Origin of the sequence: Pseudoalteromonas phenolica, from assembly GCF_005876835.1 — a bacterium.
Classification (GTDB): domain Bacteria; phylum Pseudomonadota; class Gammaproteobacteria; order Enterobacterales; family Alteromonadaceae; genus Pseudoalteromonas; species Pseudoalteromonas phenolica_B.
Window position 1 is genome coordinate 103,775 of the sequence record NZ_PPSW01000025.1, and the last position, 13,011, is coordinate 116,785.

General features: G+C 39.8%; 9 protein-coding genes and 1 tRNA gene. 4 read left to right on the top strand and 6 right to left on the bottom strand.

The window, feature by feature from the left end; genetic code table 11:
- Positions 1-85 (top strand) — tRNA-Leu (locus C1E24_RS15370).
- A gap of 131 nt (positions 86-216) precedes the next feature.
- Positions 217-2,187: a UvrD-helicase domain-containing protein gene (locus C1E24_RS15375; protein ID WP_138482939.1), complete on the top strand. Its 1,971-nt coding sequence runs from the start codon at positions 217-219 to the stop codon at positions 2,185-2,187.
- A gap of 220 nt (positions 2,188-2,407) precedes the next feature.
- Here C1E24_RS15375 and C1E24_RS15380 read toward each other — a convergent pair whose 3' ends face one another.
- A complete protein-coding gene (locus C1E24_RS15380; protein ID WP_058029561.1) occupies positions 2,408-2,638 on the bottom strand; it encodes a hypothetical protein in 231 nt (76 codons plus the stop codon).
- A gap of 149 nt (positions 2,639-2,787) precedes the next feature.
- Positions 2,788-3,447: a 7-cyano-7-deazaguanine synthase QueC gene (gene queC, locus C1E24_RS15385; RefSeq protein WP_138482941.1), complete on the bottom strand. Its 660-nt coding sequence runs from the start codon at positions 3,445-3,447 to the stop codon at positions 2,788-2,790.
- 122 nt (positions 3,448-3,569) lie between these two features.
- Between queC and queE the strand changes: the two genes are divergently transcribed.
- The gene (gene queE, locus C1E24_RS15390; RefSeq protein ID WP_138482944.1) at positions 3,570-4,235 is read left to right on the top strand and encodes a 7-carboxy-7-deazaguanine synthase QueE; all 666 of its coding nucleotides are present in this window, start codon (positions 3,570-3,572) and stop codon (positions 4,233-4,235) included.
- Between the two features lie 81 nt (positions 4,236-4,316).
- Here queE and sbcB read toward each other — a convergent pair whose 3' ends face one another.
- The 4 genes from sbcB to C1E24_RS15410 form a co-directional block, all read right to left on the bottom strand.
- On the bottom strand, positions 4,317-5,786 hold the full coding sequence (gene sbcB / locus C1E24_RS15395; protein WP_138482946.1) for an exodeoxyribonuclease I: 1,470 nt from the start codon (positions 5,784-5,786) through the stop codon (positions 4,317-4,319).
- A 242-nt stretch (positions 5,787-6,028) separates the two neighbouring features.
- Positions 6,029-6,628 carry a hypothetical protein gene (locus C1E24_RS15400; RefSeq protein WP_138482949.1) on the bottom strand — a complete coding sequence of 200 codons (600 nt, stop codon included), beginning with the start codon at positions 6,626-6,628 and terminating at the stop codon, positions 6,029-6,031.
- Positions 6,629-6,674: 46 nt separating this feature from the next.
- A complete protein-coding gene (locus tag C1E24_RS15405; protein WP_138482951.1) occupies positions 6,675-6,947 on the bottom strand; it encodes a hypothetical protein in 273 nt (90 codons plus the stop codon).
- A 227-nt stretch (positions 6,948-7,174) separates the two neighbouring features.
- Entirely contained in the window at positions 7,175-8,494 is a 1,320-nt protein-coding gene (locus tag C1E24_RS15410) for a dicarboxylate/amino acid:cation symporter (protein ID WP_138482953.1), read from the bottom strand.
- A 160-nt stretch (positions 8,495-8,654) separates the two neighbouring features.
- Here C1E24_RS15410 and C1E24_RS15415 point away from each other — a divergent pair, with 160 nt between their 5' ends.
- Positions 8,655-12,953, top strand: coding sequence for a hypothetical protein (locus tag C1E24_RS15415; RefSeq protein WP_138482955.1), 4,299 nt, complete (start codon positions 8,655-8,657; stop codon positions 12,951-12,953).
- Positions 12,954-13,011 lie beyond the last annotated feature (58 nt).

A 13,011-nucleotide genomic window follows, 5' to 3' on the forward strand; every position in this document is an offset into this window, starting at 1 on the left:
GCGGATGTGGTGGAATTGGTAGACACGCCATCTTGAGGGGGTGGTGGCTTCGGCCGTGGGGGTTCAAGTCCCCCCATCCGCACCAATTATTAAAACCAGCTTTTAGCTGGTTTTTTTATGCCTGAAATTTACTAATGCTTAAATCAATAAAAATACTTTGATTATTCAATAGCCTTGATTAACATAAGTCATTATTTTGTTCATTGAACTGTTATCTTGATCTTCCAAAATACTGCTGTATCACTTAGAAATAAGCTCAAGGCGATTGAGTTAAATGAAAGCCAAATCATTTTACAATTACATAACGATACACTTGCTTACTCATGGCAGGCGTTACAGTGTGCGCCTCAATTACATAAAACTCCTTTTAGCCATGTGATTGAGATACAGCTCAATGCTGATGATACTTCTTACAAGCATCGTTTTGCAGCGCAGGATGATTGCCAAAGCCAGCTAGACACCTTTTGGAGTAATGCCAATAAAGCGGAATTGGTTAATACAATTTTTAAAATTGAAGCACTGTTAAAGCAGTCATTTTTGTCACACCGAAAATGGTTAGCGATCAAAGATAAAGTGAATGCCTTGGCTGTAAACTGGCTTGCTCGAGATCTAAAGTGCCAATTAACGGACGATATACAAAAAGCACTGGCATCTTTAAAAGAATTAGTTAGCTGGACAGAAACAGATATTGCAGAGTTTAAAAACAGCTTTATCAATTACAAAATGCGAGAGTATAAATCATTCTTTGATAGGCTTGAGCAACACCCGCTCACGGAAGCACAGCAGCGTGCCTGCATTATTCAAGATGACAGACAATTATTGCTGGCAGGCGCTGGTACGGGAAAAACCAGTGTCATTACAGCGAAATTTAAATACTTACTTCACACCAAGCAAGCCAAAGCTGCAGACCTATTAGTATTAGCCTATGGCAGTGATGCCAGTGAAGAATTGCAATCGAGACTTGAAGAAAAAGGTCAAGTCATGACCTTTCATAGTTTGGGCAAGCAAATCATAGCCGATGTAGAAGGTAGCGTGCCTAAGGTGTCAGAATTATCTAGCAATCGACTGGCTAAAACGGCGTTTATACTTGATACTTTACAAGCGCTATACCCTGACAATTCATTTAAGCAGCTGTTAGTTGCATTTTTGCGAAACAACTTTGCCTACAAATTTGATGGTGAGTTAAGTACATTTTTAAACTCGCCATTAAAAAACAAGTTTGTACAAACAATTTTCACGCTGTTCAGTCTCTACAAACAAGCCCATGCACTTGGCAAAATTTCTGAGCTAGAGACAAGGTTTTCAGACGACCTAACCCTACTGAGACATTTTTTAGCTGAATATAATCTCTATTTATCAAATGAAAATAGCATCGACTTTGATGACATGATCATTCGTGCCAGACAATATACTCAAAGTGGTCAATATACTCCGCAATGGAAGTTTATTCTTGTTGATGAGTTTCAAGATATTTCTGCAATTCGTGCTGAATTGGTGAAAGATTTATTGGCTAATAAGTCTGGAAGCCAGCTATTTGCAGTGGGTGACGATTGGCAATCAATCTACCGATTTAATGGCGGCGATATTCGTTATACCACAGAGTTTGCAAAATACTTTGGACATGCAACCACCACCCAACTCGATAAAACATTTCGTTATTCGCAATCTTTGCTCGATTTATCTGCTGAGTTTGTCTGTGCTAATCCACAACAAATTACCAAATCAATTCAGGCTTTCTCATCAAGCTCATTACCTGCTGTAAAAGAAGTCTTTCATACTGAGCCAATGCAAGGGGTGTCAGAAGCATTTGGGTACATTGCAAATCAAGCACCCACCAATGCCAGTGTATTAATCTTAGCGAGAAGTCATGCAGCTCTACTAGATAAATCGACTTTACAAGCGATTGAGAGCAACTATCAGCAACTTTCTATAAAACAGATGACATTCCACGCTGCAAAAGGAAAAGAGGCCGACTACGCGATTTTAATTGGACTAGACAATAAGTCATTGCCTTCAAGAGTGAAATCAGCACCTTTAGTTGAAGCTTTACTGCCTAAAGTAGAGCGATTCAAAGATGCAGAAGAGAGAAGACTGTTCTATGTCGCATTAACACGCGCCAAAAAGCAGTTGGTGCTGCTCATTCCTGAGCAGTCTCCGAGTGAGTTTGTAATAGAGTTAAACTACTAATACCAATCCGCAGTAACACATTATTATTTTGAGGGGGAGAAACGGACGTTAACTTCGTTAAAAGTTTCTTATTTAGGACAGCTAAATAGCAAAACTTTCGCCTTGCCTACATGGAAGTAGGTACCTCAGCGTTAGCAGGATGCGTGAGCGGCGCTATCGACAAGTTTCTCTTCCCTCTAAATAGAGCACTTAGTTAAGCAGATTGGTATCACCTACAAAATCACAAATTACTGATTTTCTTGTCGAGTTGATAGCCTTCATCCGTGACGATTTTTTCAAGGGTTTCAACCCGGCTTTTAAGGGCAGCGAGTTCTTTACGCATTTGTTCGGAGTCACCCGAGTGCTTAAGTGCTTTTTCTTTGAATGCGAGATAGCGTTTTACCCACTCTCCAACCATCCCTAATCCGACACAAATGAAAACGATCATCACGATCATGGTTGTTCCTGACATAACTAACTCCTACTAATAATTCTAATTTTAGAATAGCAGTCTTATTGATTTAAGTTAGTGACAAAAGTCAGAGAAGAGAAGGTGACAACTAGAATGAGGTTAACGGATTGTGCAACTGCAGTAGGTGATTGCAATTGCACATGAACAAATTAGGCTTCGTAAGGAAGAGGATCACTTGCATTATTTAAAGAAAACGCCTCTAGACGCTCTTGGCATGCACCACATTTACCACATGCTTTTTCACGACCGTTATAGCAAGTCCATGTGTTGCTATAATCTAAGCCCATTTTTAGACCATCGGTTAATATTTCAATCTTTGAATTGTTTAAATAAGGACAAACAATTTCAACTTCTTCATAGTTGGCGATGCGACAAACATCACTCATCTTTTCAACGAATTCTGGGCGACAGTCTGGATAGATGGCATGATCACCTGAGTGCGCGCCATAAAATACCTTGTTAGCTTTTAGTGATACTGCATAGCCAACAGCCAAAGAAAGTAAGATCATATTACGGTTAGGCACAACTGTGCTTTTCATGCTTTCTTCTTCGTAATGGCCTTCAGGCACTTCAATGTCATCGGTCAGTGATGAGCCACCAATAAGCTGGTTGATTGCAGAAATATCAACAACCTTATGGTGTACATTTAAATCAGCACAGACACTCGCAGCGACTTCTAGCTCTTTTACATGGCGCTGGCCATAGTTGAACGATAACGCGTACACGTCAAAGCCTGACTTCATTGCTTTGTTTAACACTGTGTAAGAGTCCATTCCACCAGAATAGATTACGACGACTTTTTCACTCATAAGATTATTGCCTCGAATTTGATAGAGGTTTGCTTCAGGGCGCGATATACTACACGGCCGCTGAAAAAATAACAATTTTCACGGCCGATTTTTTGAGTTTGCTATGTTGTATTGGAGCTGCTTTGTACAAAGTTAATGAGATTTTTGAAACCATCCAGGGTGAAGCGAGTTTTACTGGTGTGCCGTCGATATTTTTGCGTTTACAGGGTTGCCCAGTGGGGTGTTCTTGGTGTGATACCAAACAAACGTGGGAAACCAACGACACCTATCTTGTAACTTTAGGCGAAACAATCGAAAAGAAAGCAGATTCTGAAAAGTGGGCAAATGCCAGTATTGAAGAAATCATCAATTTGTTCAAAGAACGCGGCTATTTAGCAAAGCATGTGGTTATTACAGGTGGCGAACCTTGTATGTACGATTTAGTACCTTTATGTGAGGAACTTCATGAGGCTGGTTACACCACACAAATTGAAACCAGTGGCACCTTTGAAATTCTAGCACCTGAGTCAACCTGGGTAACCGTATCGCCAAAAATCAACATGCGTGGCGGCTATGATGTACTGACGTCAGCCATGCAAAGAGCAAATGAAATCAAACACCCAATCGCGATGCAAAAGCACGTTGATGAACTCGAAGCGTTGTTCGAGCAAACAGGTGTGAGACCTGAACTGATTTACTTACAGCCAATCAGCCAAAAAGCCAAAGCAACTAAACTTGCAATCGAAACGTGTTTGAAGAAAAACTGGCGTTTATCAGTGCAAGTACACAAATATATCGGTATAAACTAATTATTAATTTGCTTAACGCTCAAAAAAAGAAAGCCCGTTTTAAACGGGCTTTCTTGTGTAAGATTTAAATTGAGTAAGCGCTTAGAGGCTTTGAGCATACATGTACAAAGATTTTAAAATGCCCATTTTCTTTTCATTACCATCATGCTGATGCAATAAATTCTCTAGCGTTAACATAAAGTCTTCTGCGCCGATAGAAGGGTTATCTTCACCATGCATCAACTTGTTCTGACAATATTTACGCCATACATCTAATTCGTGTGGCGTGAGCGTATGAGGCCAGTTACGGGCTCTGTATCTAAACAACATAGTTGTAAATTTGGTGTCATCAAACTCTAAATCAAATGAACCTAACGACTCAGGCGCGGCATCTCTGATCATCGCAAACTTGGCTTTATCTGCTTTTGAGGTAAAGCCATTATAAAGCTGGTAATCAGGGTTAGTTGTGCTGCTAAAGTCCGCTTTATCGTTAAACACTTCTGCTACTTTGTCTCTTAATTCTGGGTGTGCTTTTAGCACTTTTAAATTCTCAAGACACTTTTCTCTGTCTATGCCTAAACGAGCTGCATTTTCAGGAAGCAGGGTTTTTGCAGGCGCCAAAATAGGGCACTTATTTAAATACACCAACTTAAGGCCAACTGGCAATTCATCTTCACCTAAATCAGCATGCTTTGTATAAAGACGCTCACGTAATTGCTCAACGTCTAAATCAAGCAGCACTTGAGGGTCTTCAGTTAAGTTAAAACACACCACGGCGTTTTTATTCACTGGGTGAAAGCTCATTGGTGCAATCCAGCTTGTGCAGCCTTGAGTCGCAGGAATACGTGAAGAAGTGTGTACAAGTGGTTGCATATTATAGACATCAACGAGATCAGCTAATGCCTTCTTATTTCTTAATCCAAAGAAGAAGTTAAACAATTTTGGCTGCTTTTCTTTGATTAATTTAGCCAGTGCGATGGTTGCAGTTACATCACTCAGCGCATCGTGCGCGGCTGCGTGTTCTATGCCATTGGCAACGGTAAGCTCTTCGAGTTTAAAACTTGGCGAACCATCTTCTTTTAATGGCCACTCAATACCTTCAGGTCTTAATGCATAACAAGCACGAACAAGATCAATGATATCCCAGCGGCTATTACCATTTTGCCATTCACGCTCGTATGGGTCATAAAAGTTTCTATACAGTGAGTAACGCGTTACTTCATCATCGAAGCGAATACTGTTGTAGCCAGCCACACAAGTATTAGGGCGACTAAACTCAGCATGGATCTTCGCCATAAATTCAGCTTCAACCAAACCATGTTTAAGTGCATGTTGCGGCGTGATGCCGGTGATCAAACACGCTTCAGGATGAGGTAAATAATCAGGAGCAGGTTTGCAGTATTCTATTAAAGGCTCACCGATAATATTCAAATTATAATCGGTGCGAATACCTGCAAATTGACTTGGGCGGTCTTTTTGTGGGCTGGCCCCCCAAGTTTCATAGTCGTGCCAATAGATAGTAGGGATATCTTCAACGTTTTCTTGTGTGTGTAATTGATTGTTTTCTTGCATAAATCTTTAGCTATCTATGGTGCTTGTATGTTGGTTTATAACAAGAGCATAGTAACACATATGAAAAATGGCTTCGATTTTTAAAATTAATGTGAAGAGGATTGAGCAAAGTATTAGCTTGAAACGTTCATTTTCAAACTGAGTATTTTTAGATGTACTTAAGAAAAGAAAGCAATTAAAAAGTCAAAAAAAAGCGCCCTCAGGCGCTTTGAACTTTAACGAACATTACTTTGGGATAATGGTTAAATCTCTGCGTGATGGAGTAGGGTATCTACTATGTCACTGAACTTATTCGCAGGCTTTACAGTGTTAATATTTGCACCGCAAATTTTTGCTAAATCGATTAAATCAAAATAACCAACAAACGACGAGTTTGTGTCGTCTATAACTAATAAGAAGTCAGCACCGCTTTGTTCTACGGTTTTGACAATGTGACCAACATTTGATTGTTCAACTTGTTGAAACGAAATTTGCTGTAAAGATTGATTTGGGATCATCACATCGCCAACATTTAAGTCTTTACGGTTACAATTGAGTCTGTCGGCAATTGATAAAATATATCGACTACCTATTCTTGCCTTTGAAATTAGCCCGACAATATTGTTATGTGCATCAATCACAAAGCTCACTTTATGGTGAGTGCGATTCAAAATTAAACTTGCTTCATCAATATCGGCGCCTAACTCAATATGTTGAATAGGATTGAGTACAAGATTGCGCATCAGTTTTAATGCAGGTTCATTCGCGTCAAGTAAATGCTGGTTAGTGGGAGAAGGAAAGTGCTCAGTTACAAATGTTAAGTTTGCTGCAGGCTGAGTTTTTAAAGTCGTAAATGCGTTCATAAGTCACCTTTGAATATAAATTAATAAGCACGAAAAAAAATCGGAATTAATTTAGATAAGGAGGAGCTCTTATTGATGAGTGACGATTTGACTGTATTGAAAGAGTGAGCGAATAAGTAAACTCACAAACCTCACCCTTAGCATCAGAAGGTACAAGTTCGCTGAGTATACTGTCATCAAGATCAGTGTTATTCGAGTTATCAAAGTCAATAACAACAGAAGTTACTGACGGCATCGTGTCGTACTGAACAGCCTTAGCTGTTGATACATTTAGCAAGCTGATAACGCAAAGTAGCGCAATAACCTTAACTATGTTCATACAACACACTCGAATTAATCAATAATTATAATCTATGGGCTGTGTGAACTAAATACAATAGGTAATTTGTAACAGCGTATAAATCATGTTTTTACACGTTGAAATAATTCAATTTTTTAAATTTAAGTATCAATTCACTGAATGAGTTGGGATGGTAGAACAGGTGAGAAAAAGGTATAAAAAAACCTCGACAACTGTGTGTCGAGGCTTATTGCTAAATTAAGTGTCTAGTCTAACTTTTCTAGGTTTTTAGCAGCATTTGGATCATTGAAAACATGTGTATCGAACTCGTTTTCAGACTTAGCAACAACACACGTTACCATACAGTCGCCCGTTACATTTACTGCTGTGCGCGTCATATCAAGCAGTCTGTCAACACCCATAATAATAGCAATACCTTCAACTGGTAGGCCTACTTGGTTTAGTACCATAGCATGCATGATAAGACCCACACCAGGCACACCTGCAGTACCTACAGAAGCAAGCGTAGCGGTAAGGATAACCATTAAGTAATCACTGATTGTTAAATCAACAGCGAAAACTTGAGCGATAAATACAGTCGCCACACCTTGCATGATGGCAGTACCATCCATGTTAATAGTCGCGCCTAGAGGCACTGTGAAAGACGCAACAGAGTTATGTGCTCCTAGCTTTTTAGTGGCTGTTTCAAGGGTTACTGGCATAGTTGCACTTGAACTTGATGTACTAAACGCAAACATACATGCGTCTTTCATCTTAGTTAAGAAAGTAATAGGGCTTAAACCCGTTAGAATTTTTAAAAGTGCAGAGTAGTTGATGAGTGCGTGAATAAATAAAGCAGCTAATACAGTAAAGAAATATTTTGCTAGCCCAAGGATTAAACCCATCTCAATGGTTGTAAATAACTTAGCCATTAAACAGAAAACACCAATTGGTGCTAGGTTCATTAAAATAGTCACAAGTTTAAGCACAACCGTGTTCAAGTCATCAAACACTTTAGCAATACGTTTACCCGGCTCACCACTTAGTGCCATTGCAATACCAAATAAAAGTGCAAATACGATAACTTGTAACATGTTACCTTCTGCCATCGCATTGATAGGGTTCGTAGGGAACATATTAATAATAACTTGGGTCAGCGTTGGCGCTTGTTTAGCGTCAAATGCTGCTTCGGTCGGTACGTCATACCCCACACCTGGGCTAACTAATAATGCAAGTGAGATTGCGACGGTAATGGCAACAGCTGTAGTGGTTAAGTAAAGTGCGATTGATTTGCCACCTAAACGACCTAACTTTTTTGGGTCGCTTAAGCTACATGTTCCACACACCAAAGAAATAAAAACTAAAGGCACAACCAGCATTTTTAAGCTGGCAATGAAAATTTGCCCGCCGATGTGAAATAAGCCGTCTACAAAGAAGCCTTTAACGGCTAGATCAAATAGCCCAAGAGGGATTAAAACGTCTTCTTTATCACCAAGAATAAATTGAAAAAGCAGGCCTAGAAAAACACCCGCGACCATACCCAGCATGATGCGAGAGGTTAAACTCATCTTGTTATTTTGTGTCATATTGATTGTTAGATTTTTTTAAATTCATAATAGCCTACCAGCATGGTGCCCTGAGACCAAAAAAAAACGTTAAATAGTTAAGAAAAAGTTGTGATTTTTAATCACTTTATAAGGTAACATGAAGAGATAATAATTTTAATTCAGCTAGGGAGAGGGGGTAATGCCTTTGATGCGCTGGTTTAGCATTTTGTTGTTTTCCTTATTAGTCACAGCTTGTGGCGGCGGTGGAACAATAGATAAAACGAACAATAATACTGGTGATGGTGGTTCTTCAAGCGATTATCAACTTACGTTATCGATTTTAGAACAAACGACAGAGCTTTCTCTGCAAACCCCCCTCACAATTGAAGCCACACTGAATAATGACGGAGCGGCTGTAGCCAATACCCGTATTAATTTCACGACTGACGAATATGCGCGTTTTGATGGTCCGGCATCAGTGTTGACCAACAGTGAAGGTAAAGCGACGGTTAAGTTGTTACCAACAGATCAAAAAGGCGCAGGCGCAGTGAGTGCGTCAGTATCTATTGCTGAAACAACATTAGAAGAGCAGATTGATTTTACATCGCTTGGAGATGGCGGTTTAAAAATTACCGTGACTATAAAAGATACTGATGGTGCCGTAATTACCCAAGATAATCCGCTTTCAACTTCAAAGCCTGCTATTGTCACTGTTGAAGTTATGAATGATAACACCCCAGTATCGCAAGCTGTGGTGGAGTTAGATACTGATCAAAGAGCTGAGCTGGATTACGACAGTGGTTTAACAGAATCAGATGGTAAAGCGGTTTTCTTTTTGACACCTAACACAACAAGTGGTCCAGGCTTTGTAACTGTCACTTACAAAGGCACTCTCAATGAGCAAACTGACGATGTCATTGCAAGAGGTTACTTTTTCACCGAAGGTTTTAGTACCAGTAGTATTTCTTTAAGTATAGATATGTCAGACGCAGATGGCAATGCAATTACAACTTCGAATCGTCTAAGTGAAGATAAAAATGCCTCTGTTGTTGTTACATTATTAGAGGGCTCTAAGCCATTATCTGAAAAATTTATTACTATCAGCGCAGGTAATAAGGGTATTACTGTTCCTGCAGATGGTCGTGTTGTAACTGATTTAAACGGTCAGGCAACAATCACACTTTTGGCAAACACAGAAAGTGGAGTTGATGCACTGACAGCAACTTATACACATAACGACACTGATGTTGTAGCTGTTAGGCCATACTACACGGCAAGTAACCCTAAATTTGATGCTGATCCTTACAAAATTTCATTTACTGCGAAAAACCCGTTAACTAATGAGCCATCAAATATGCTCGCTGGTGGCAGTGCGTTAACGTTAGAAGCGCAGGTTTTACTTAACAATGAGCCAGTAACAAATACGCGTTTACAATTCGAAGTTGACCAATATGCAAGGTTAGATCACTCTTCAGGTTCAATCTTAACCAACCAAGAGGGTATTGCGTCAGTTAACTTACTTGATAATGATTTGGAAGGCGCAGGTAAAGCGACAGTCAGTTTTGAAAAGCCAGACGGCAGCACAATATCTTCAAACATCTTCTTTGATAGTGCAGGTACTGGCGGTATTCGTTTAGCTGTTAGTGATGTGTTAGATAAAGATGGGAATAAGATTTCATTAGAGAATAAGGTTTCAGCTGAGACAGATGGATTTGTGACTGTCACGCTGACTGAGAATAGTGTAGGAGTGTCAAATGCGCTTATCTTAGTTCAAGGAGATTCTATTGGCTCCACCGATCCTAGTAATGGCAAAATAGTCACTAATGATACAGGTGTTGCTAGTTTTAAGTTGAAACCGACAACTGAAGCTGGTTTAGGTGAATTCACTGTAACATATCAACAAACTGAAAATTTAGTTTTTAGACAAACAGGTTATTATCAATCATCTGGCAACCCAAACATCCCTGATACTAGCTTAAATAACATTGATGTAAGAATTTTAACAGGTTGTAACGATGATTGGGATGCAAACAGGAACGAAGTTAGACTGGATCCAACAGAACCAAATTCTGGTTGTACTAATTCGGCTCAATTGAGCTCTAATGAGCTAGCAGAAATTTATATATTGGTTACACCTGCAGATAATGATACAGCTTATAACAGACAAATTGTTTCAGTAGAAACAACTCTGGGACAAGTTTTACCAACTAATGGTACGGCTTTAACAGACGATCAAGGTGTTGCACTGCTTAAGTTTCAGCCTGGAGACACTGGTGGCGCAGGTTCGGTTACTGTTACATTCAGAGGCGAGTCAAGTGCAGCTAATTTCAGTGTAGGCGTTGTTGACATCGAAATGACCTTAGACGATGGCTTGTTAGAAGGTGTATCAGAGCTTAAAGCGGGCGGTAGTACAATTATTACTGCCACTTTACGTGATAAAGAAACCGGTGATTTAATCTTAACTCCTACAGACGTAACTTTTTCCTCCGTATGTGCGGCGAGTAACGAGACTGAGCTAGATTCTTTAGTGAAATCTTCAAATGGCATCGCGACTGCAACTTATCGAGCTAATGGTTGTGTTGGTACCGATACTATCACTGCAACAATAGAAGCTGGTGGTAATAATGCTGTTCAAACTCTTGCTCTCACTGTAAGTAAAGCTGAAGCCCAGGCATTAAAGTTTTTAACAGACAATGATGGCTTTGAACAATTTATTGCTTTACCGCCAGGTGAAGGTGGCGCACCAACGCTTTCTGTCGTTGAATTCCAACTTCTAGACGTTGACACAAAACCAATCAAGCAAAAACGAATCGACTTCAGATTAACAGACTCTACAGGTGCTGCTTCTTTGACTCAAACAACAAGTAGCACAAATAATGAAGGTAGAGCGCAAACAACGGTGACTTCTGGCACTGTACCTGGTCCCTTAGTTGTGCAAGCTTGTTATATTCCTGATGAATTAATAACTCAAGGTATCAATGAGAGTAAGCCTGTAACATGCTGGGCTGATGAAGTGAAAAGGTGTGTAGATACTCCAACAGCAGAAGGTTGCCCTGAAAATGGCTATATTCCAGTTGAAATTGGAGATCAAATAACAGGTATCTCATCACGTATTTTATTAAGCTCAGGAGTGACTGATCAAGACAGCTTTGATGCTGCTTTAGTAACTAGGAATATAAACGGTCTCGATTATCTTGGTGCAACAGTTGATATAAACATTTATTTTGGCGATCAATTTAATCAACTTAGTGGAGATGGTGTTACGGCCACTGTTGTTACAAACTCAGGTGTTGTCGGCACACTCGATGGTGAAGATCTCACGCCACTGTATAACTGCTCAAGTGTTGATGCTACATGTACTTTAACATGGAGAAGACAAGGGGATATTCCTTTCTCAGAAAGCAGTTGGGGCAACCAGATCGGAGACGTTTGCGATACGTATTTTGGAGAGCCAGCTCCTTGCATTGGCTCATACCCTACGGTAGGTAGTACTGATAGTGACGGCAATGTTACTAGTCATATTGTTCAGGGGGGACGTGTTAACTTTTTAGTTGTTGCCAAAGGCCAAGAAACCTTTATAGATAGGCCTAGCGACGTGAATAATGATGGGGATGTTACACTAGAGAGACGTAATGGTCGTTTTGATGAAGGCGAATTTTATCAAAGTTATGACAGACCTGAACCATTTATCGATCTGAATGCTAATGGCACGTATGATGGTGACGTAATTTGCTCTGATGAATCAGGGGATGATGTGTGCACTCCTAAAAATTCAGACGGTGGTGTATTTGAAACTTTCCGAGATTCAAATAATGATGGCCTCTACACTCAAGGTAATGGTATCTACGATGGTTTACTTTGTGGTGAAACAGCTCAAGCGTCTGGCAAATGCAACAAAGGGCTCATTGAAGTAAGACGCAACCTAGAGCTCGTGCTTTCAGATGACGACCCATTTGTACGTTTCGCAGTAAATAAAGACGATGTTGATCTGACTATAGACAACAACCTAGATGGTCAGCCTGATGAGTTACAAGAAAATACAGCTTGTGCGAATGTTACACTTCCGGCACTTGATGCTGATGGTAACGTGATCAGAGATTCTGAAGGCGAAGTTGTTTATGCAATTATACAAGAGTTGGAACCAATTACAGGCCATGATGACTTGTGTGATATAAAACAAGTAACGCTTGGTGATAGAGGTGTTGAAGGATTAAATGTTTATATTTATTTTTCAGACAGAAATGGTAACCCTCTTCCTGCGGGTACTGAAGTAGAAATATCAAGTACCAATGGTAAATTGGATGTTAGCGGGCTAAATTCAGTCATTCCAAATACAGGTAGAACTGAATCAGATTATGCGATAGCAACACTTTCTCGAGAAGTAGAATCAAACGGTCAAGAAACAGGACAATTAACGATTCAGTTTACATTTACTAAACCGGATGGTGAAAATAAAGTGGTATCTCACTCAATCACGGTGAATGACGCCAACCCATAACTCTACTTGAAAAAATGCCAACCTAACGGTTGGCATTTTTGTATTGTTTCCATTATAT